Source organism: Celeribacter naphthalenivorans (assembly GCF_020524585.1).
Taxonomy (GTDB): Bacteria; Pseudomonadota; Alphaproteobacteria; order Rhodobacterales; family Rhodobacteraceae; genus Celeribacter; species Celeribacter naphthalenivorans.
The window spans coordinates 1-21,543 of record NZ_JAIVLK010000013.1 but is presented as its reverse complement, the minus strand read 5'-3'; the positions used below and the strand labels follow the sequence as shown (position 1 = coordinate 21,543).

General features: G+C 58.7%; 21 protein-coding genes and 1 tRNA gene. 3 read left to right on the top strand and 19 right to left on the bottom strand.

Translation table 11 applies throughout. The annotated features are described in order from the left end of the window. The 5 genes from LC094_RS21070 to LC094_RS21050 all read right to left on the bottom strand — a co-directional run. Nucleotides 1-118: GTP-binding protein (locus LC094_RS21070; protein ID WP_264186419.1), on the bottom strand; the 118-nt coding region annotated here is incomplete at its 3' end. A 71-nt stretch (nucleotides 119-189) separates the two neighbouring features. Next, the gene (fusA, locus tag LC094_RS21065) at nucleotides 190-2,307 is read right to left on the bottom strand and encodes an elongation factor G (protein WP_226554767.1); all 2,118 of its coding nucleotides are present in this window, start codon (nucleotides 2,305-2,307) and stop codon (nucleotides 190-192) included. A 30-nt stretch (nucleotides 2,308-2,337) separates the two neighbouring features. Beyond that, on the bottom strand, nucleotides 2,338-2,808 hold the full coding sequence (gene rpsG / locus LC094_RS21060) for a 30S ribosomal protein S7 (RefSeq protein ID WP_219785763.1): 471 nt from the start codon (nucleotides 2,806-2,808) through the stop codon (nucleotides 2,338-2,340). Nucleotides 2,809-2,820: 12 nt separating this feature from the next. Further along, a complete protein-coding gene (gene rpsL / locus LC094_RS21055; protein ID WP_008204009.1) occupies nucleotides 2,821-3,192 on the bottom strand; it encodes a 30S ribosomal protein S12 in 372 nt (123 codons plus the stop codon). A gap of 307 nt (nucleotides 3,193-3,499) precedes the next feature. Beyond that, complete coding sequence (locus LC094_RS21050) at nucleotides 3,500-4,396, bottom strand: DMT family transporter (protein WP_226554766.1); 897 nt, start codon at nucleotides 4,394-4,396, stop codon at nucleotides 3,500-3,502. A 151-nt stretch (nucleotides 4,397-4,547) separates the two neighbouring features. On the opposite strand from LC094_RS21050, the gene LC094_RS21045 reads away from it, so the two are divergent. Both LC094_RS21045 and LC094_RS21040 read left to right on the top strand, forming a co-directional pair. After that, entirely contained in the window at nucleotides 4,548-5,534 is a 987-nt protein-coding gene (locus LC094_RS21045; protein ID WP_226554765.1) for a glycosyltransferase family 2 protein, read from the top strand. A 45-nt stretch (nucleotides 5,535-5,579) separates the two neighbouring features. Next, a complete protein-coding gene (locus LC094_RS21040) occupies nucleotides 5,580-5,981 on the top strand; it encodes a SecDF P1 head subdomain-containing protein (protein WP_226554764.1) in 402 nt (133 codons plus the stop codon). A gap of 49 nt (nucleotides 5,982-6,030) precedes the next feature. Here the strand turns inward: LC094_RS21040 and LC094_RS21035 are convergent, their stop codons facing one another. The 13 genes from LC094_RS21035 to LC094_RS20975 all read right to left on the bottom strand — a co-directional run bounded on the left by LC094_RS21035 (nucleotide 6,031) and on the right by LC094_RS20975 (nucleotide 20,924). Continuing rightward, on the bottom strand, nucleotides 6,031-6,753 hold the full coding sequence (locus tag LC094_RS21035) for an NAD(P)-binding domain-containing protein (protein WP_226554763.1): 723 nt from the start codon (nucleotides 6,751-6,753) through the stop codon (nucleotides 6,031-6,033). Nucleotides 6,754-6,866: 113 nt separating this feature from the next. Further along, nucleotides 6,867-11,114 carry a DNA-directed RNA polymerase subunit beta' gene (gene rpoC, locus LC094_RS21030; RefSeq protein ID WP_226554762.1) on the bottom strand — a complete coding sequence of 1,416 codons (4,248 nt, stop codon included), beginning with the start codon at nucleotides 11,112-11,114 and terminating at the stop codon, nucleotides 6,867-6,869. Nucleotides 11,115-11,171: 57 nt separating this feature from the next. Then, nucleotides 11,172-15,308: a DNA-directed RNA polymerase subunit beta gene (rpoB, locus tag LC094_RS21025; RefSeq protein ID WP_226554761.1), complete on the bottom strand. Its 4,137-nt coding sequence runs from the start codon at nucleotides 15,306-15,308 to the stop codon at nucleotides 11,172-11,174. A gap of 278 nt (nucleotides 15,309-15,586) precedes the next feature. Beyond that, nucleotides 15,587-15,964 carry a 50S ribosomal protein L7/L12 gene (rplL, locus tag LC094_RS21020; protein WP_226554760.1) on the bottom strand — a complete coding sequence of 126 codons (378 nt, stop codon included), beginning with the start codon at nucleotides 15,962-15,964 and terminating at the stop codon, nucleotides 15,587-15,589. Nucleotides 15,965-16,036: 72 nt separating this feature from the next. Next, complete coding sequence (gene rplJ / locus LC094_RS21015; protein WP_226554759.1) at nucleotides 16,037-16,549, bottom strand: 50S ribosomal protein L10; 513 nt, start codon at nucleotides 16,547-16,549, stop codon at nucleotides 16,037-16,039. A gap of 291 nt (nucleotides 16,550-16,840) precedes the next feature. Continuing rightward, nucleotides 16,841-17,338: a hypothetical protein gene (locus LC094_RS21010; protein WP_226554758.1), complete on the bottom strand. Its 498-nt coding sequence runs from the start codon at nucleotides 17,336-17,338 to the stop codon at nucleotides 16,841-16,843. 88 nt (nucleotides 17,339-17,426) lie between these two features. Continuing rightward, on the bottom strand, nucleotides 17,427-18,125 hold the full coding sequence (rplA, locus tag LC094_RS21005; protein WP_226554757.1) for a 50S ribosomal protein L1: 699 nt from the start codon (nucleotides 18,123-18,125) through the stop codon (nucleotides 17,427-17,429). Then, the gene (rplK, locus tag LC094_RS21000; RefSeq protein ID WP_226554756.1) at nucleotides 18,125-18,574 is read right to left on the bottom strand and encodes a 50S ribosomal protein L11; all 450 of its coding nucleotides are present in this window, start codon (nucleotides 18,572-18,574) and stop codon (nucleotides 18,125-18,127) included. Before rplK ends, rplA begins: the two co-directional genes overlap by 1 nt. Before the next feature lie 120 nt (nucleotides 18,575-18,694). Further along, on the bottom strand, nucleotides 18,695-19,234 hold the full coding sequence (gene nusG, locus LC094_RS20995) for a transcription termination/antitermination protein NusG (protein ID WP_219785751.1): 540 nt from the start codon (nucleotides 19,232-19,234) through the stop codon (nucleotides 18,695-18,697). A 161-nt stretch (nucleotides 19,235-19,395) separates the two neighbouring features. Then, nucleotides 19,396-19,971 carry a pyridoxamine 5'-phosphate oxidase family protein gene (locus tag LC094_RS20990; protein ID WP_226554755.1) on the bottom strand — a complete coding sequence of 192 codons (576 nt, stop codon included), beginning with the start codon at nucleotides 19,969-19,971 and terminating at the stop codon, nucleotides 19,396-19,398. A 37-nt stretch (nucleotides 19,972-20,008) separates the two neighbouring features. After that, a complete protein-coding gene (gene secE / locus LC094_RS20985; RefSeq protein WP_226554754.1) occupies nucleotides 20,009-20,209 on the bottom strand; it encodes a preprotein translocase subunit SecE in 201 nt (66 codons plus the stop codon). Nucleotides 20,210-20,316: 107 nt separating this feature from the next. Then, nucleotides 20,317-20,392, bottom strand: a tRNA-Trp gene (locus tag LC094_RS20980). 88 nt (nucleotides 20,393-20,480) lie between these two features. Continuing rightward, nucleotides 20,481-20,924: a hypothetical protein gene (locus LC094_RS20975; RefSeq protein ID WP_226554753.1), complete on the bottom strand. Its 444-nt coding sequence runs from the start codon at nucleotides 20,922-20,924 to the stop codon at nucleotides 20,481-20,483. Here LC094_RS20975 and LC094_RS20970 point away from each other — a divergent pair. Continuing rightward, on the top strand, nucleotides 20,907-21,314 hold the full coding sequence (locus LC094_RS20970) for a Rossmann-fold NAD(P)-binding domain-containing protein (RefSeq protein WP_226554752.1): 408 nt from the start codon (nucleotides 20,907-20,909) through the stop codon (nucleotides 21,312-21,314). The two genes, LC094_RS20975 and LC094_RS20970, sit on opposite strands and share 18 nt — an antisense overlap. Nucleotides 21,315-21,417: 103 nt before the next feature. On the opposite strand, the gene LC094_RS20965 is transcribed toward LC094_RS20970, so the two are convergent. Further along, nucleotides 21,418-21,543 (bottom strand): EF-Tu C-terminal domain-related protein (locus tag LC094_RS20965; protein ID WP_449727672.1); only part of this gene is annotated, 126 nt, incomplete at its 5' end.

Sequence of the window (21,543 nt, the reverse complement as noted above, 5' to 3'; positions counted from 1 at the left end):
TGAAGTCACCAAAGTATTTGGTGATCGCTGCCGTCAGGGTGGTTTTACCGTGGTCAACGTGGCCGATCGTGCCGATGTTCACGTGCGGTTTCGAACGCTCAAACTTTTCCTTAGCCATAATGGCCTCCTATGTCATTCAGTTTGGGGATCAGGCGAACCTGATCCCCGATGTTGGGGTTCCGGCCACGCTTACGCGTATTTGGCCTGAATTTCTTCCGAGATGTTCGAAGGCACAGCTTCGTAATGGTCGAACTGCATCGAGAACTGCGCGCGGCCCGAAGACATGGAACGCAGGGTGTTGATGTAGCCGAACATGTTCGCGAGCGGCACGTAAGCGTCGATCGCAATGGCGTTGCCGCGGGTGTCTTGACCCTGCACCTGACCACGACGGGAGGTGAGATCGCCGATGATGCCGCCGGTGTATTCTTCCGGGGTGATCACTTCGACTTTCATGATCGGTTCAAGCAGTTTCGCGCCCGCTTTCTTCATCCCTTCACGCATACACATACGTGCAGCGATTTCGAAGGCGAGGACGGAGGAGTCCACATCGTGGAACTTACCGTCGATGAGGGCCACTTTGAAGTCGATCACCGGGAAGCCCGCGAGCGGACCGGAGTCCATCACCGACTTGATGCCTTTTTCGACACCCGGGATGTATTCCTTCGGAACGGCACCACCAACGATGCGGGATTCGAAGGAGAAGCCTTCGCCCGGCTCTGTCGGGGAGATGATGAGTTTGACCTCACCGAACTGACCCGAACCACCCGACTGTTTCTTGTGGGTGTAGGCGTGCTCGACCTCGTGAGAGATGGTCTCACGATAGGCCACCTGCGGTGCACCGATGTTGGCTTCGACTTTGAACTCGCGACGCAGACGGTCGACGAGGATGTCGAGGTGAAGTTCGCCCATGCCCTTCATGATGGTCTGACCGGACTCGATGTCGGTTTCGACGCGGAAGGACGGGTCTTCGGCAGCGAGACGCGCCAGACCTGCGGACATTTTCTCTTGGTCGCCTTTGGTTTTCGGCTCGACAGCAATCTCGATCACCGGATCGGGGAAAGTCATCGTTTCGAGAACCACCGGGTCCTTCGGATCGCAAAGCGTGTCACCCGTGGTGGTGTCTTTCAGACCCGCCAGAGCAATGATGTCGCCTGCAAATGCCTCTTCGATCTCCTCACGGTTGTTGGAGTGCATCATCATCATACGACCGACACGCTCTTTCTTACCTTTGGTGGAGTTCAACAGAGTGTCGCCCTTGTTCATCACACCGGAGTAAATCCGGGTGAAGGTCAGGGTGCCAACGAAGGGGTCGTTCATGATTTTGAACGCCAGGCCAGAGAAGGCCATGTCATCGTCGGCGCGACGTGCGATGTTCCGAACTTCTTCTTCGTCGCCCGGTTTGAAGCCCATGTAATCGACAACGTCGAGCGGGCTCGGCAGATAGTCGATCACGGCGTTGAGCAGGGACTGAACACCTTTGTTTTTGAACGCAGAACCGCCCAGAACCGGCACGAAGTGCAGAGCCAGGGTGCCCTTACGGATCAGCTTGCGCAGGGTCGGCACGTCGGGCTCTTCGCCTTCGAGGTAAGCCATCATCGCGTCGTCGTCTTCTTCGACGGCGGCTTCGATCATCTTACCACGCCATTCGTCGGCCATGTCTTTGAGCGAGTCGCGGATCGGAGCTTTGATCCAGGATGCACCCAGATCTTCGCCCTGCCACAGCCACTCTTCCATGGTGACGAGGTCAATCAGGCCTTCAAGTTCGTTTTCTGCACCGATCGGAATACCGACGGGAACAGCACGCGCACCGGTGCGGTCTTCGATCATGCGAACGCAGTTGAAGAAGTCTGCACCGATCTTGTCCATCTTGTTGACGAACACGATCCGCGGAACCTTGTAGCGGTCAGCCTGACGCCACACGGTTTCGGTTTGCGGTTCAACGCCAGCGTTGGCGTCGAGAACGGCAACGGCACCGTCAAGCACGGCCAAGGAACGTTCGACTTCGATGGTGAAGTCAACGTGGCCGGGGGTGTCGATGATGTTCATCCGGTGCTTCGGTGTTTCGGCGGTCTCGCCGTCTTCCGTACGCTCCCAGAAGGTGGTCGTCGCAGCGGAAGTGATGGTGATACCACGTTCCTGCTCCTGCTCCATCCAGTCCATGGTGGCCGCACCGTCGTGCACCTCACCAATGTTGTGGGACTTGCCGGTGTAGAAGAGGATGCGCTCGGAACAGGTGGTTTTACCTGCATCGATGTGCGCCATGATACCGAAGTTACGGTACCGGTCGAGGGGATAATCGCGTGCCATTGGTGTTCGGTCCTAAAGGCCTGAGTTGAGTTACCAGCGGTAATGGCTGAACGCTTTGTTCGCGTCGGCCATCTTGTGGGTGTCTTCGCGCTTTTTCACAGCGGCGCCACGACCGTTTACCGCGTCAAGCAGCTCACCGGCAAGGCGTTCTTCCATTGTGTTTTCGTTGCGAGCGCGGGACGCGTTGATCAGCCAACGGATGGCAAGAGCTTCGCGGCGCTCGGTGCGCACTTCGACCGGAACCTGGTAGGTTGCACCACCCACACGACGCGAACGAACCTCAACAGAGGGTTTCACGTTGTCGAGGGCTTCGTGGAACACTTCAACCGGCGCTTTTTTCAGCTTGTCTTCGACGCGGGTCAGCGCGTTGTAGACAATTTTCTCGGCGGCAGATTTTTTGCCGTCGATCATCAGGTTGTTCATGAATTTGGTCAGCACGCGATCGCCATACTTGGCGTCGGGCAGAACTTCGCGCTTCTCAGCGGCGTGACGACGGGACATTCCGTGATCTCCTTATTTAGGACGCTTAGCGCCGTATTTCGAACGACGCTGCTTACGGTCTTTGACGCCCTGGGTATCCAGAACACCACGAAGGATGTGGTAACGGACACCCGGAAGGTCTTTCACACGGCCGCCACGGATCAGAACCACGGAGTGCTCCTGAAGGTTGTGGCTCTCGCCGGGGATGTAAGAGATGACCTCGAAACCGTTGGTCAGGCGCACTTTGGCGACTTTCCGCATAGCGGAGTTCGGTTTTTTCGGGGTGGTGGTGTAGACGCGCGTGCAGACGCCGCGCTTCTGGGGGCATTGCTCCAAGTGCTGCGACTTGGAAACCTTACGTTTGGGCTGACGCGGTTTGCGGATCAGCTGTTGAATCGTTGGCATAGGGGTATCCCGTTCCTAGATTTTTGTGAACCTCGGTCGTGTCCATGATGGCCGTACCGGGGCGATTACGATGTTCGATGTACCACTTGCGTCCAAATAGCACGAAAACCCGCAATCGTTCCCATTCCGAGGTGAACGACGCGGTGAGTTCCCAGAGGATCAGTGCGCCTTAAATTGCCCTGATCTTGATCACTACGATTTAGAAGTCGGCGGGCGGGGACGTCCCCCTGGTGCCGGATGGCTCGCCGTATATGGAGAGTCGACGCGCTTGTCAACACTCGCGCCGGGATTGTGGTCTGATGCGCCGTTATCCCCCGCGTCGCCGCAAACGCGCCTCACGCAGGACGGTGTAAATCCCTGTCCCTGCAATAATCGCGGCACCGGCAAAAGCCAAGCCATTGGGCCATTCGCCAAAGGCAAAAAGCCCGATCAGCAAGGCCCAGACCAGCGCCGTATAGCGAAACGGCGACACGAAGGACATTTCCCCCACCCGCATCACAGCCACCGAAGAGACATAGCCCACGATCAGGAAGGCCGCCGAGCTGAAAATCTGCGCCCCGGCCTTGAGGTCCATGGGCGCCCAGCCCTGTCCGATCGACGCAATCCCGGTGCAGATCCAGACGGCAGTGATCGCCCCGAAGGTCACGGTCGAATTGGGCACGCTATGATGCATCTTGCGCACGATGATGTCCCGGAGCGTGACGCAGAGCATCGCCAGAACCGCAAAGAGCGCATAGCCGCTGAACCCATCCGTGCCCGGCTGAACGATCAACAACACGCCTGCGAACCCCACGCCAATCGCCACCATGCGGCGCCAGCCCAGCGGATCGCGGAACAGCATCCAGCCGGCGATGGTGATCGACAAAGGCATGGTCTGCATGATCGCCGTGGCATTGGCCAGGGGCATATGGCTGACCGCCGTCAGGAAACTCATCGCGGCCCCCACCTCGGCCATCGAGCGGATGACAACGAGCGTCCAATCCTGACGCGACAAATTGAACCGCACCGGGCCGATGATCGGCGCGAGCACGGCAAAGAGCATCACGAAATTCAATGTGGCCCGCAGGAACAGCGCCTGAAACAAAGGCACCTCCGCCAAGGCGCCCTTCATGAAACTGTCGTTGGTGGTAAAGGCCGCCATCGAGAGCGACATGATCACCGCCCCGCGCGTATTGTCCGGCAATTTCGACAAGAGATTGAGCATGCTTGCCCCTTTCCCTTCTCCGCTATCATCGCTTTTGCGCCGCGTGAAGAGGGGACGTGAAGAGGGCTCGCGTCGGGCTTGCCCACAAACAGGCAGCATGCATAGTGGCTGTCATGTTTGACCCCGGAGTTCAGAGGATAATGACCAAGCCGTGAAAGAGCGTCTCGTCACCACGACCATGCGCAACGAGGGGCCGTTCATTTTGGAATGGGTCGCCTGGTATCGCATGTTGGGCTTCGATCATCTTGTGGTGTTCTACAACGATTGCGACGACCATTCCCCGGCGCTGTTGCAGGCACTCGATGCGGCGGGCCTTCTCACGGCCGTTGCCTATACGCCTGACCCCGATCTTCCCGTCAAACGCAGTTATCTGAAACAGATGTCCGAACACCCGCGCGTCCGGGCGGCGGAGTGGGTGTTCAACATCGACGTGGACGAGTTTCTCGTGATCCACAAAGGCGACGGCCTGTTGCCAGATTTGTTCGATGCGTTCGACATGGCGCAAACCCATGCCATCGGCATCCATTGGCGATGCTTTGGCGACAGCGGCTATTTCTCATGGGACGATGTGCCGACCCATCGCCGCTTTACCCTCGCCTCCGAAAGCCTCCACCCGGGCAATGCCTTCTTTAAGACATTGGTCCGGGAGCCAAAGGCGTTCTGGCGCATCGGCATTCATTCCCCGAAAGGCTGGCGTGGCGAGGGGCGTTGGGGCGTGGCGCCCAATCTCCTGAAACGCTGCGATGGCCGCACCATGCGGAGCTATCATCCGAAAGACAGCCCGATCATGAAAACCGGCGCGCAATGGATCACCCATGACTATGCCCAGCTCAACCACTACGCCACGCGCACGCGTGAAAGCTATGCATTGAAAAAGGGCACCCCCTCATCGGCGGCCAACAAGAACCGCTATACCTCAAGTTTTTTCAACAGCAAAAACCGCAATGACACAGAGGATCAAAGCGCGTTGAAATATGCGGCTCGGTTCGATGCGGCCCATGCGGAGCTGACCGCCCTGCCCGATGTCTTGCGCCTGCATCATCTATGTTGCGTGGATTACCTCGAACGGCTGGCGGCGGTGCATGGTTTTGACGCAAAAGAAGATTTGCGCTGGCAGCAGCATCAGCAGTACCTATAAGCCCCTTCGCGACAGTCACATGTCGATGATACCTCAGGAAGTTTTATGCGTAGCCTTTTCCCGTTTCTATTCGTCGCCGTCCTTTCAGGGTGCACCCCCTCAAAACCCGCAGTCTCATTCGTCGCAAAAGATACGACCTCATTGGTTGTCTACTCCGACCAAATTAAAAGCGCGAAGCTTCTCAGCCCTGAGGACCAATACACAAACGATACCCATTACGTCATTTCCATCACACTTGATGACGAAGCAGCGCAGGAATTTGCGTCGTTTAGCCAAGACCGCGTTGGCGAAACGATAGATGTTCGGGTCTGCGGTGCGACGGTTGTGTCACCCTATCTGCAAAGCGCCATTTACGGTGGGATGTTCCAAATGACGGCTCCGGACCAAGATGAGGCCAAACGGATGAGATCGATCCTTCTGGGCAAGGTGGAATGCCCTCAACATTGAGCTGCGTTTTTTAAAGCTGCTTTAGCCCCTCACCTCACAGCACCACGCCTCACAGCAAGTCGTCCAACCCTGATTTCAGCGCCCGCTCCATCCCTTGCGCCTCCATATGGAGGCGTAGCCGTTGGTTATAGCCTCCCGGCGTGTTAAGCGCCTCAATCAAGGGGGCACAGGCCTGTCCCGACAGGTTCGATGCGACAAGCTCGCGCAGAAATGCCTCGCCCTGCGCCTTGTCCGACACCCGTTCGCCCAGCCACTCCGCAGAATCCGACACCATGCGCGCGACCGGCGACAGCACCGCCTGTGCGCAAAGATAGGCCGCCATCTCCTCGGCAGTCTCTACGGGAAAGATGCTGTTTCGCGCGCCGAAAATCTCGGTCACGACCGCGATGTCGCCATACATCATGATCGGTGTGCCGCCCTCGGCGATCCCCGGGAAGGGCATCATGATCGCCACGGCTCGCGCCGGACGCACCAACGCTTCCACCTCGTCGAGCGTCAGCCCGGCCATGAAGGTGATCACCTTCTGATCCGCACGAAACCTCAAGGCGCCAAGAGCATCCGGGGCCACTTCGGCCATCAACCCCAGAAAGATCACATCGCTTTTGTCCACAACGGTCTGATTGTCCGCCACCTGCACAGTGTCGAACATGCCGGAGAGCCGGGCTGAGTGATGCGCGCTGCGGTCCGAGACGGTGATCTCATGCCCGTCGCCTGCGATCCCCTGCACCGCCGCGCTGGATATTGTTCCACATCCAATGACCCCGATCCGCATGTCCTGCCTCCGTTCTTTCTACATCCTTCTACCTTAGCGCAGCCCCTGTACCCGCCCCAAAACAAAAGGCCCCGCGTTTCCGCAGGGCCTCTCTCATTTCATATCAGATCGACTTAGTCGTCAGAGGAACCTTCCGGCGTATCCACGACCAGAGTGTCGTCGCCAAAGCTCATGTCCGTGTCCATCACCGGAGCGGCGAGTTGGGCGGCGGCTTCGGCCTCTGCACGGGCCTCTTCGATCACCACGTTGTCGCGTTCGGCGGCGATGCGACGGACGCGCTGTGTCGCGCCACCCGTACCGGCCGGGATCAGGCGACCCACGATGATGTTCTCTTTGAGACCCACCAGCTTGTCGCGCTTGCCTTGGACAGACGCTTCGGTGAGCACCCGCGTGGTCTCCTGGAAGGAGGCCGCGGAGATGAACGACCGCGTTTGCAGCGAGGCCTTGGTGATCCCGAGAAGGATCGGCTGACCTTTCGCGGCACGCCCGCCTTTGCTTTCCGCTTTCGCGTTGGCTTCGTCGAACTCGACCTTATCGACCGCTTCGCCTTTGAGCAAAGTGGTGTCCCCGGAGTCGGAGATTTCCCACTTTTGCAGCATCTGGCGCACGATGACTTCGATGTGCTTATCGTTGATCTTCACACCTTGCAGACGATACACGTCCTGCACTTCGTCGATCATGTAGTTGGCCAGAGCCTCGACACCCATGATGGCGAGAATGTCGTGCGGGGCCGGGTTGCCGTCCATGATGTACTCACCCTTCTGGATGAAGTCGCCTTCAGCCACAGGGATGTGTTTGCCTTTCGGCACCATGTATTCGACGGTTTCCTTGGTCTCGTCCGACGGTTCGATCGAGATGCGACGCTTGTTCTTGTAGTCCTTGCCAAAGCGCACGTAACCATCGATTTCGGCGATGATCGCGTGGTCTTTCGGGCGACGGGCTTCGAACAATTCGGCCACACGCGGCAGACCACCGGTGATGTCCTTGGTCTTCGCACCTTCACGCGGGATACGCGCAACCACGTCACCGGCCTGAATGTCCTGACCGTCCTCGATGGAGAGGATGGCGTCCACAGACATCAGGTAGGTCACCGGGTTGCCCGCTTCGTTGCGCATCGGTTCGCCATCTTCGCCGAGGACCAGGATCTCCGGTTTCAGATCGCCACCACGCGGCACGGAGCGCCAGTCGATCACGATTTTCTGCGTCATGCCGGTTGCGTCATCGGTCTCGTCACGCACGGACAGGCCCGTGATGAGGTCGACGAATTTCGCTTTACCGGATTTCTCCGCGATGATCGGAAGCGTGTACGGGTCCCACTCAAAGAGTTTCTCGCCGCGGGACACGGTCTTGCCCTCTTCGGCGAAGACCTTGGTGCCGTAGCCCAGCTTGTAGGAGGCACGTTCCACGCCGTTCTCGTCCACGATGACGAGCTGCATGTTCCGGCCCATGACGATTTTCTCGCCATGTTTGTTTTCCAACAGGTTGGGCTCGCGGAAGACGATCTTGCCCTCTTGGTTGGCTTCCTGGAAGGACTGTTGACCACCCTGAGCCACGCCGCCGATGTGGAAGGTCCGCATCGTCAGCTGCGTGCCCGGTTCACCGATGGACTGAGCCGCGATGATGCCGACGGCCTCACCTTGGTTCACCAGCGTACCGCGGGCAAGGTCGCGACCGTAACAGGCCGCACAAACGCCCTCTTCGGCCTCACAGGTCAGCGGGCTGCGGATGCGCATGGAGGCAACACCCGCCTCTTCAATCGCATCGGCTTTGCGCTCGTCGATCAGCTCGTTTTTGGACACCAGCACCTCGTCGGTGCCCGGACGCAACACGTCGTCGGCGGACACACGGCCAAGGATACGCTCAGCCAGAGTTGCCACGACCTCACCGTCGTTGACAGCCGCTTCTGCCGTCACCGCACGCTCGGTGCCACAATCGACTTCGCGCACGATGCAGTCCTGCGCCACGTCGACGAGACGACGGGTCAGGTAACCGGAGTTCGCGGTTTTCAAAGCGGTATCCGACAGACCCTTACGGGCACCGTGGGTCGAGTTGAAGTACTCGAGCACGGTCAGACCTTCTTTAAAGTTCGAGATAATCGGCGTTTCGATAATCTCGCCCGACGGTTTCGCCATCAGGCCGCGCATGCCGCCCAGCTGTTTCATCTGGGTCACGGAGCCCCGTGCACCGGAGTGAGCCATCATGTAGACCGAGTTCGGTTCCATTTCGGCGCCGTTCTCGTCACGCTTGCTGGCAGAGATGGTGTTCATCATCGCCTCGGTGACTTTGTCGTTACACTTGGCCCAGGCGTCGACAACTTTGTTGTACTTTTCGCCCTGGGTGATCAGGCCGTCCATGTACTGTTGTTCAAAGTCTTTCACCTGATCGCGGGTCGCATCGACGATGGTCCATTTCGTGTCCGGGATCACCATGTCGTCCTTGCCGAACGAGATGCCGGCCTTGAACGCTTCTTTGAAGCCCAAGGACATGATCTGGTCACAGAAGATCACGGACTCTTTCTGACCGCAGTAACGGTAGACGGTGTCGATGACGCGCTGCACGTCTTTCTTCCGCAGAAGCTGGTTCACCAAGGCGAACGGCGCTTTTGCGTTCAAAGGCAGCAGGGTGCCGAGGCGCAGACGGCCCGGGGTCGTCTCGTGACGCTCCCAAACTTCCTGACCATGCTCGTCGATCTGCTTGATCCGTGCGGTGATCTTGGCGTGCAGATGCACTTCGCCAGCGGTCAGCGCATATTCGACCTCTTCGATGTCGGAGAAGACCATGCCTTCGCCCTTCATCCCATCACGCTGCATGGTGATGTAGTAGAGGCCCAAGATCATATCCTGCGACGGCACGATGATCGGCGCGCCGTTGGCGGGCGACAGCACGTTGTTCGTGGACATCATCAGGACGCGGGCTTCGAGCTGAGCTTCGAGAGACAGCGGCACGTGAACGGCCATCTGGTCACCGTCGAAGTCAGCGTTAAAGGCCGAACAAACGAGCGGGTGCAGCTGGATCGCTTTGCCTTCGATCAGCGTGGGTTCGAACGCCTGAATACCAAGACGGTGCAGCGTCGGCGCGCGGTTGAGGAACACCGGGTGTTCGCGGATCACCTCATCGAGGATGTCCCAAACTTCCGGACGTTCTTTTTCCACCAGCTTCTTCGCCTGCTTCACGGTCGAAGACAGACCTTTGGCTTCCAGCCGCGAGTAGATGAACGGCTTGAACAGTTCGAGCGCCATCTTCTTCGGCAGACCACATTGGTGCAGCTTCAGTTCCGGGCCGGTCACGATGACCGAACGACCGGAGAAGTCGACGCGTTTCCCCAAAAGGTTCTGACGGAAACGACCCTGTTTACCCTTCAGCATGTCGGAGAGCGACTTCAGCGGGCGTTTGTTCGCACCGGTGATGACGCGGCCACGACGGCCGTTGTCGAACAGAGCGTCGACGGATTCTTGCAGCATCCGCTTTTCGTTGCGGACGATGATGTCCGGCGCACGCAGTTCGATCAGGCGTTTCAGACGGTTGTTCCGGTTGATCACGCGACGGTAGAGATCGTTGAGATCGGAGGTCGCGAAACGGCCACCATCGAGCGGCACCAGCGGGCGGAGCTCCGGCGGGATCACGGGGATCACGGTCAGGATCATCCACTCCGGGCGGTTGCCGGATTCGAGGAAAGATTCCACGATTTTCAGACGCTTGATGATCTTTTTGGGCTTGAGCTCGCCGGTCGCTTCCTTGAGGTCCTCGCGCAGCTGTTCTGCGGTGGATTCAAGGTCGATGTTCGACAGCATCTTACGGATCGCTTCGGCGCCGATGTCGGCCTCGAAGGCATCCATGCCGTAGAGGTCTTGCGCGTCCATGTACTCTTCTTCGGTCATCATCTGACCGTAGGAGAGGTCCGTCAGACCCGGTTCGATCACCACGTAGTTCTCGAAATACAGCACGCGTTCCAGATCGCGCAGCGTCATGTCGAGCATGAGGCCGATCCGGCTCGGGAGCGATTTCAGGAACCAGATGTGCGCGACAGGAGCGGCCAGTTCGATGTGGCCCATGCGCTCGCGACGCACTTTCTGGAGGGTGACTTCAACACCACATTTTTCGCAGACAACGCCGCGATATTTCATGCGCTTATATTTGCCGCAGAGACATTCGTAGTCTTTGATCGGGCCAAAAATCCGCGCACAGAACAGACCGTCACGCTCCGGCTTGAAGGTCCGGTAGTTGATGGTCTCGGGCTTTTTGATCTCCCCGTAGGACCACGACAGGATGCGCTCCGGGGACGCCAGAGAGACCTTGATCTCGTCAAACGTCGACGGTTGCGCCAGCGGGTTGAACGGGTTGGTTGTGAGTTCCTGGTTCATCTTGTGAGTTCCTCAGATTGTCTCGGAAAGGGAGGGAGGGTAAGGGCGCGGACGCCCTTACTCCTCACCCTCCGAGTCCAGGAGTTCCATGTTGAGGCCGAGGCCGCGGACTTCTTTGACAAGCACGTTGAAGCTTTCCGGCACGCCGGCTTCAAAGTTGTCTTCGCCCTTGACGATCGACTCGTAGACTTTCGCACGACCGGCCACGTCATCCGACTTGACCGTGAGCATTTCCTGCAGGGTGTAGGCGGCACCGTAAGCTTCGAGAGCCCAAACCTCCATCTCCCCGAAACGCTGACCACCGAACTGCGCCTTACCACCGAGCGGCTGCTGGGTGACGAGGGAGTACGGACCCGTGGAACGGGCGTGGATCTTGTCGTCGACGAGGTGGTGAAGTTTCAGCATGTACTTCTTACCAACCGTCACCTTACGGGCGAATTGCTCACCGGTACGACCGTCGAAGAGGACGGACTGACCGGAGGTGTCGAAACCGGCACGGCGCAGAGCGTCGTTGATGTCGGCCTCTTTCGCACCGTCGAAGACCGGGGTCGCGATCGGCACACCGTTGACGATGTTCGATGCTGCCTCGATGAGAAGCTCGTCGTCCATGCCGGCGATGCCCTCTTCGTAAACTTCTTCGCCATAGACGAATTTCATCGCATCGCGCACCGGGGTCATGTCACCCGAACGACGGTATTCTGCCAGAGCGTCATCCACGTGGATGCCCAGACCGCGTGCGGCCCAGCCCATGTGAATTTCGAGGATCTGACCGACGTTCATACGCGACGGCACACCCAGCGGGTTGAGACAGAAGTCGACCGGGGTCCCATCGGCGAGGAACGGCATGTCTTCCATCGGAACGACGCGCGAGACCACACCTTTGTTGCCGTGACGACCAGCCATCTTATCACCCGGCTGAAGCTTGCGCTTCACGGCGATGAAGACTTTGACCATTTTCATCACGCCCGGCGGCAGGTCGTCGCCACGACGGACTTTCTCAACCTTGTCTTCGAAACGGTGCTCAAGCGCACGTTTCTGAGCCTCATACTGAGCGTTCAGCGCCTCAACGATGGTTGCGTCATCCTCGTCTTCGAGGGCGAGCTGCCACCACTGGCCGCGGGACAGCATGCCCAGCAGTTCGTCATCGACGGTCACGCCCGGTTTGACGCCTTTCGGACCCTTCGCGATCACTTTGCCCATGATCAGGTCTTTCAGACGCGCGTAGATGTTGCGGTCCAGAATGGCCATCTCGTCGTCGCGGTCACGCGCCAGACGTTCGATTTCCTCACGTTCGATTTGCAGCGAACGCTCGTCTTTTTCGACGCCGTGACGGTTGAACACGCGGACTTCCACGACCGTACCGTAGTCACCCGGCTTCACACGCAGCGAGGTATCCCGCACGTCAGAGGCTTTCTCACCGAAGATGGCGCGCAGGAGTTTTTCCTCCGGCGTCATCGGGCTTTCGCCCTTCGGCGTGATTTTCCCGACAAGGATGTCTCCCGGCTCAACGTGAGCACCGATGTAGACGATACCGGCTTCGTCGAGGTTGCGCAGAGCTTCCTCACCGACGTTCGGGATGTCACGGGTGATCTCTTCCGGCCCGAGCTTCGTGTCACGAGCGGCGACTTCGAATTCCTCGATGTGCACCGAGGTGAAGACGTCGTCACGCGCGATGCGCTCGGAGATCAGGATGGAGTCCTCGTAGTTGTAGCCGTTCCAGGGCATGAAGGCGACGATGATGTTTTTACCGAGCGCCAGTTCCCCCATATCGGTGGACGGGCCGTCGGCGATCACTTCGCCCTTCTCGACCGTCTGACCCACTTTCACCAGCGGACGCTGGTTGATGCAGGTGTTCTGGTTCGAGCGCTGGAATTTGCGCAGACCATAGATGTCCACGCCCGCGTCGCCCAACTCCAGATCAGAGGTCGCACGGATCACGATCCGGGTCGCGTCGACCTGGTCGATGATGCCCGCACGCTTCGCCTGAATGGCGGCACCGGAGTCGATGGCAACCTTGGCTTCCATGCCGGTGCCGACGAGCGGCGCCTCGGCGCGCAGAAGCGGCACGGCCTGACGTTGCATGTTCGCACCCATCAGAGCGCGGTTGGCGTCGTCGTTTTCGAGGAACGGAATAAGAGCCGCACCCACGGAGACCAGCTGTTTCGGCGACACGTCGATCAGGTCGACGTTGAGCGGCGGGTTCAGCGCGTGTTCACCGGACTGACGGGTGGACACGAGATCGTTGACGAACTTGCCGTCTTCGTCGAGCGTCGCGTTGGCCTGAGCCACGGTGTGACGCATCTCTTCGGTGGCGGACATGTATTGCACTTCGTCCGTCACCTGACCCTCGATCACCTTACGGTAGGGGGTTTCGATGAAGCCGTATTTGTTCACGCGGGCAAAGGTGGCCAGCGAGTTGATCAGACCGATGTTCGGACCTTCCGGCGTTTCAATCGGGCACATACGACCGTAGTGGGTCACGTGCACGTCGCGAACCTCAAAGCCAGCGCGTTCGCGGGTCAGACCGCCCGGCCCAAGCGCGGAGAGACGACGTTTGTGCGTCACTTCGGAGAGCGGGTTGGTTTGGTCCATAAACTGCGACAGCTGCGAGGAGCCGAAGAATTCGCGCACGGCGGCGGCGGCCGGTTTCGCGTTGATCAGGTCTTGCGGCATGACCGTGTCGATCTCAACGGAGGACATCCGTTCCTTGATCGCACGTTCCATACGCAGAAGACCCACGCGGTACTGGTTTTCCATCAGCTCGCCAACAGAGCGCACACGACGGTTGCCGAGGTGGTCGATGTCGTCCACGTCGCCATGGCCGTCACGCAGCTCAACGAGCGCCTTGATGCAGGACACGATGTCCTCACGGCGCAGCGTGCGCATGGTGTCCGGCGCGTCGAGATCAAGGCGCATGTTCATCTTCACGCGGCCCACGGCGGAAAGATCGTAGCGCTCAGAATCGAAGAACAGGCTGTCGAACAGGGTCGAAGCGGCCTCAACGGTCGGCGGCTCACCCGGACGCATGACGCGGTAGATGTCCATGAGCGCGGTTTCGCGGTTCATGTTCTTATCTGCCGCCATGGTGTTGCGGATGTAGGGACCAACGTTGACGTTGTCGATGTCGAGCACCGGAATGTCGGTGATGCCCGCGTCCAGAAGATCGCGCAGGGAGCCACCGATGACGTCGCCATCTTTGTCCATCTCAAGGGTCAGCTCATCGCCAGCCTCGACATAGATCGCGCCGTTTTCTTCGTTGATGATGTCTTTCGCAACGAATTTGCCGATGATGTGCTCGTAGGGCACCAGAAGTTCGGTGATCTCGCCAGCGTCGATGATTTTCTTCACCGCGCGCGGGGTCATCTTGTCGCCCGCTTTACAGATCACTTCGCCAGTGGCTGCGTCCACGAGGTCATAGGTCGGACGGGTGCCGCGCACACGCTCCGGGAAGAACTTGGTCACCCAACCTTTGTTCTTCTCGAGCTTGAACTCGACGGTGTTGTAATAGGCATCGCAGATCGATTCTTGGTCGAGACCAAGCGCGTAGAGCAGCGTCGTGACCGGCAGTTTGCGGCGACGGTCGATACGGGCGAAGACGATGTCTTTCGCATCGAATTCGAAGTCCAGCCAGGAGCCGCGGTAGGGAATGATGCGGCAGGCGAACAGCAGTTTGCCCGAAGAGTGGGTTTTGCCTTTGTCGTGGTCAAAGAACACGCCCGGGGAGCGGTGCATCTGAGACACGATCACGCGCTCGGTGCCGTTCACCACGAAGGTGCCGTTCGGCGTCATCAGGGGCATGTCGCCCATGAACACGTCTTGTTCTTTGATGTCCTTGACGGATTTCGCACCGGTGTCCTCGTCCACATCGAACACGATGAGACGGAGCGTCACCTTCAGGGGCGCGGAATAGGTCATGTCGCGCTGCTGACATTCCTCGACGTCGTATTTCGGGGTTTCCAGCTCGTATTTCACGAACTCGAGCACAGCGGTCTCGTTGAAATCTTTGATCGGGAAGACCGACTGGAACACGCCTTTGATGCCTTCGCCGTCTTGCGGCTCGGAGGCGTCACCGGATTTCAGAAAAAGATCGTAAGAAGATTTTTGAACCTCGATGAGGTTCGGCATTTCAAGCACTTCGCGGATTTTGCCGTAATACTTGCGGAGCCGTTTCTGGCCGAGGAAGGACGATGCCATAAGCGTCTAAACCTTTCGAATTTTCGCGAGCGACGTCTACCGTTGGGCGCCGGCAGATGTGCCCTGACGAAACAGAGGGTTCGGTCTATTCCTGCCCCCGTCCCAAAGGGGGCTCCCGACCTTTGAACCTCTCCTGAGAAAAGACCTTTTTCATGACGCTTTCGCGAAAGGTCTTTTCTGAGGCAGGTTAAACCGTTTTCTAAGAAACGATATAAGCTGGACCCAGGAAACCCCGGATCCAGCCATAATTTTGTATGGTCCTACAGGACCAAAGGCGATTAGGCCAGCTCGACAGTGGCGCCAGCTGCTTCCAGCTTGCCTTTGATGTCTTCAGCTTCGGCTTTGTCGACGCCTTCTTTGATTTTGCCGCCAGCTTCAACGAGCTCTTTGGCTTCTTTGAGGCCCAGGCCGGTGATGCCGCGGACTTCTTTGATGACGTTGATTTTGGAAGCGCCAGCGTCTTTGAGAACGACGTCGAATTCGGTCTTCTCTTCAGCAGCTGCACCGCCAGCGTCGCCAGCAGCACCGGCAACCATCACAGCGCCGCCAGCAGCGGGCTCGATGCCGTATTCTTCTTTGAGGATTTCTTTCAGCTCTTGAGCTTCGAGAAGGGTGAGACCAACGATCTCTTCTGCAAGTTTCTTCAGATCAGCCATTGTACTGTTTCCGTTCGTTTTAAGTGTGTTCCAACGTGAGGTGTGTTCCTCCACGCAGGTTCATAAGGATGCTTAGGCAGCCTTTTCCTCGATGGTGGAAAGGATGCCCGCGATGTTCGAAGCGGGTGCGCCAATTGCGCCTGCGATGTTGGAGGCCGGTGCGCCAATGCAGCTCGCGATTTGAGCCAGAAGCTCTTCGCGGGACGGCATTTTGGACACACGGGTCACACCGTTGGCGTCAAGACCTTCGCCACCCATTGCGCCACCGAGAATCTGCAGTTTCTCGTTTTCTTTGGCGTAATCGACGACCACTTTCGCTGCTGCGACAGGGTCTTCGGAATAGGCGAGGACGGTCATGCCATTGAGAAGATCGCTGATCGGTGCGTTCGGCGTTCCTTCAAGGGCGATTTTGGCGAGCCGGTTCTTGGCAACGCGAACTGCACCACCTGCGTCACGCATTTTCGCGCGCAGATCCTGCATTTCAGCAACCGTAAGACCTGCGTAGTGTGCAACCACGACCACGCCAGAGCTTTCAAAGATCTGACCGAGCTCGTCGATCACCTTTTCTTTTTGTGCTCTATCCACAGTTTTACTCCAAGTATGGGAGGGTCGCCCCTCCCGGCTCAATTCTACCTTGCCCTTATGGGCGAGGCTCGAAGTCCGTATACGGGGCTGCGCCAAAGTCGCCCGAGGAATGCCACGAAGGGAATACCTTGGAAACTTATCGTCTTTCCCGTCTCAGGCAGGAATTATGTCAACCAGATTGCCGACACCCACCGTCTAGGACGAAACGCAAAACAGCGCACGACGAATCGCACGCTGGGATGCAGGATGGTGTTTAGGGGAGATTAATGGGGAGCGCAAGGGGTAAGCCCCTCACCTGTCGCCGAGCCGCCGCACACGGATCCGATTTCGAATATCATAGACAAAGACCGCCCCGCAAAGGAAGGCAGCAAGACTGCCAAGCCCAAAAAACAATCCGCCACCAAGCCGACTGCCACCATAAAGCGTCAGCGGCGTCTCAATGCGACCACTCGCGTCGTCGATGTAGCCCTCCACAACCTGCCGCGGGCGATAGGGCCACCTCAGTCGCGCGTAGCTATTGTAGTAGACGACACGCTCCCCTTCCGCATTCAACGCCGCCAGCTTGAGAAACGAGGCCCGACGCGCCTGCATGGTGTTCTTATCCAAGATCGCAACAATCTCCACCGGCACCTCGCGCGCACGCTCAAGATACAGAGACGGATGCATCAAGATGCGCATGCCGATCAGCGCAAAGACCAACCCCAGACAGGTAAACCCCAGCAGCGCCCCCGTCAGAAAGCGCGAGGGCTCATATGTTTTTTGCCTGCGCCTTTGCGCCTTCTTCGCCATAATCCCTCGCCATCCGAAACATCGAACCAATCAAAAAAGGCGCCCCAAACGGAGCGCCTTTCAAACTTGTCAGACCTGATCTCTCAGATCAATTGCCAGTCGCGGAGTCCACGGAGATGGACACGCCCGGACCCATGGTCGAAGACACGGAGACCTTCTTCATGTAGGTGCCTTTGGCGCCGGTCGGTTTGGCTTTCTGAACGGCATCCACGAAGGCGCGGATGTTCTCGGAAAGTTTGGCCGCGTCGAAGGACACTTTGCCAACGCCGCAGTGCACAACACCAGCTTTTTCCGCCTTGAACTGCACTTCGCCGCCTTTGGCAGCTTCAACAGCCGCTTTGACGTCCATGGTCACGGTGCCAACTTTGGGGTTCGGCATCAGGTTGCGCGGGCCGAGGATCTTACCCAGACGGCCAACGATCGGCATCATGTCCGGGGTCGCAATGCAGCGATCGAACTCGATGGTGCCGCCCTGGATGGTTTCCATCAGGTCTTCTGCGCCCACGATGTCAGCGCCAGCAGCGGTTGCTTCGTCAGCCTTCGGGCCACGAGCGAACACGGCGACGCGGACGGTTTTACCCGTGCCGTTCGGCAGGGACACAACGCCGCGGACCATTTGGTCAGCGTGGCGCGGGTCAACACCGAGGTTCAGCGCGATTTCAACGGTCTCGTCAAATTTTGCGGTCGCGTTGGCTTTGATCAACTCAACAGCTTCCTCGACGGAGATGTTCTCTTTGCCAGCGAAAGCTTCGCGGGCAGCAGCGGTACGTTTGCCAAGTTTCGCCATCACTTCACCTCGATGCCCATGGATTTCGCGGAGCCGACGATGATCTGCATTGCGCCTTCGATGTCGTTGGCGTTCAGATCTTTCATCTTGGCTTCGGCAATTTCGCGCACTTGCGCGATGGTGACGGAAGCAACGGTCTCACGACCCGGCAGAGTAGCGCCTTTGGGGCGGTTGCGCTTGCCGACCGGCTTAAGGCCAGCAGCCTTCTTGAGGTAATAAGAAGCCGGCGGCGTCTTGATGTCCATCGAGAAGGATTTGTCGGAGTAGTAGGTGATCACGGTCGGGCACGGTGCGCCGGGCTCCATATCCTGCGTCTTGGCGTTGAACGCCTTACAGAATTCCATGATGTTGATGCCGCGCTGACCCAGCGCCGGACCCACAGGCGGGGACGGGTTCGCTGCACCGGCGGGGACTTGCAGTTTCATCGTACCTGCGAGTTTCTTAGCCATTGGCTTTTCCTTTTCAACTGTCACGAAACGCGTTTCGCGACGACTACGTTGTGTGGTCTGATTTGATCCGCGCGCGGACCGCCTCTCCCACAAGTGATGCCTGAAAAATCAGGCGCTCGCTCAGGCCGTCTTGTTGACCTGAGTGAATTCCAACTCGACCGGGGTCGCCCGGCCAAAGATCGACACGGAAACTTTCAGACGCTGGTTGGCGTCGTCCACTTCCTCGACCATACCATCGAAGCCTTCGAAGGCGCCCTCGGCCACAGAGACCTGTTCGCCCACCTCGAAGGTGATGGTGCTGCGCGGCGCGTCGGCCTCGGCGCCTTCCTGGACACGGCCCAGAATCGCCTCTACTTCGCTGTCACGCATCGGCATCGGCTTGCCGAAAGAACCCAGGAACCCGGTCACGCGGTTGATCGAGTTGATCAGGTGATAGCCCTGGTCGGTCATCTCCATGCGCACAAGCACGTAGCCCGGCATGAAGCGACGCTCGGTCGTCACCTTTTTGCCCCGGCGCACCTCGATGACCTCTTCGGTCGGCACCAGAACTTCTTCGATCTGATCCTGCAGGCCCTTTTCTTCCACGGCCGTCTTGATCGCTTCGGCGATTTTTTTCTCGAAGTTCGAGAGAACGCTCACCGAATACCAACGCTTCGCCATGGTGCCTTTGCCTTTTCATCTCACCGGCCCTTCGGACCGGATGTCGTTAAATTCCAAACGCTTACGCGCAACTCCCCGAAACAATAAAGCGGCGCGCAACTCGAATCGCTGCACGCCCGTCTCTTGGAGTGCGCTCGCTCTATACGCTCAGGGCCGTAAGTTCAACCCTTTAGGGCCTCTGCGACCTCTTCCAGACCCGTCGGCAACCCGTCCTGCGACACAAGGTTCTTTTCTTCGAGGTAGTCCGCGATCCCCGCGTCGCCCTTGCGCGTACTCCAGTCTTTCAGGGTCGAGCGCTCGCCCTCGTACTCAAAGAACGGCACGCCATAGCCACAGGAGCTTTGCGCCTGCTCAATGGTCTGCACGACGATCTGACGCGCGCCGGGCAATTCCTGCCCGTCGAAATGGGTGTCGAGCAGGGTTTGATACTCTTCAGTGCCCTTGAACACCGAGCGCCCCGTGCCAAAAAACCGCACGATCATCGGCTGCTCCTCAAAGGAACAGAACATCACCGTCATGCGCCCGTCCGCCTTCAAATGCGCGGCGGTTTCTGCGCCGGAGCCAGTCATATCGAGATAGATCAGCTCATTCGGCCCGGTGATCCGCAGGGTCTCCGCGGTGGGCCGCGGCGAGACATTCACCCGCGCGCCAGCCGCCGCCGTGGCGACAAAGAAAATCCTCTGACGTTCGACCATGCGACGCAGAGGATTTGGAATGCTGTCGAAAAATTTTGCCATAACGGGCCTCCTCGAGGCCCTTATAGCAGGCGCCGGATCACCCGAACAGGTTCAGGAAGGCCTGAAGCCCGTTGCGGATCAGGAGATCGACGAGGAAAAAGAACGTCGCGGTCAGGGAGGCCATGATGAAAACCATCACAGTGGTCAGCATCACTTCGCGACGGGTCGGCCAAACGATCTTCGACGCCTCAGCGCGCACCTGCTGAATGAACTGAAGCGGATTGGTTTTCGTGGCCATCTTGTTGTCCTGATGCTTTGAGTACCCGGCGCAGATACGCGAGCCGCGCGGTAATTTCAAGCCCGACAGCACATCTCACACTCAGATCGTATCGAGATTGGAGGAAATGGCAGGGGCAGCAGGGTTCGAACCCGCGACCTACGGTTTTGGAGACCGTCGCTCTACCAGCTGAGCTATACCCCTAAGGCCGAGGGTGGAGATAGACAAGCTATGCGGCCTTTGCAAGCCCGTTTTCAACCGCACCCACAGAATTCGTCTGACCGCCCACCACTCAGGCCAGAAGCTTGGACACCATCAGGTCAATATCTGCCGCAATCGCCTCCGGCCCCGCCCCCAGACGGTTGATCCCATCGGCGCTGGCGATGACCAGCCGCGCAAGACGCTCCGCCTCCTCCGGGGCTTGTTCCGCGATCACTCGCGCGATGCGTTGGCGCAGACGCGCCTCAAAGGCCGCAAAGGAATCGCTCACCAATCGTTTCGGCGCGGTGATCAGCTCCTCCGCATAGGGCGAATTGCCCAGCATCTCATGGAGCACCGCATATTTGCCACGAATGCCGCCGGAGACGCGCGCGGTGACACTGCCCTCCTTTGCCAACTCGCTTGCGACCGCCTCTTCGAGCTGCGCGATCACACAAAGCACCACGGCTGCGAAAAGCTCGTCTTTATTTTTGAAGCGCGCGTAAAGTGTGGGTTTCCGATGGCGCCCAACCTGCACCTGAACATCTCCGACGTGCGCGACCTCGCCCGCATCCACGTCGCAGCGATGACCGCCCCCAGCTCTGAAGGGCAACGCCATCCGGCAGGCTTAGAGCCCATGTCTGTGCGCGAAATCGCCGAAACCGTAGCGCAGGCCTACCCGGAGCTGCGGTCAAAACTGCCGCTGCGGAGCGCGCCGGATTGGCTCGTGCGGATCATGGGGCTGTTCGACGGCGACATTCGGGCCAACCTCAACGAATTGGGCTATCGACCCCGGTTCGACACGGTGCGGGCAGAGGGCTTGATGGAACGTCGACACATCGCAGGAGCGCAGTCGATTCTGGATATGACGGCGTCGATTTTGAGGCGTGGATTGGTTGCAGGCTGGGCTGTGAAGGCGGCGGCTTGAGAAGAGGTCTCCGGCCTTGGCTTCCAGGACGCCTTCACAAAAGAAAAGGCCCCGCCGGAGCGGAGCCTTCCCTTTTTCAACCATTCGCTAAAGCGAATTAGGCTTACGCCAGGATTTTGGACACAACGCCCGAACCAACAGTCCGGCCACCTTCGCGGATCGCGAAGCGGAGGCCTTCTTCCATCGCGATCGGCGCGATCAGCTCAACCGTGAACTTCAGGTTGTCGCC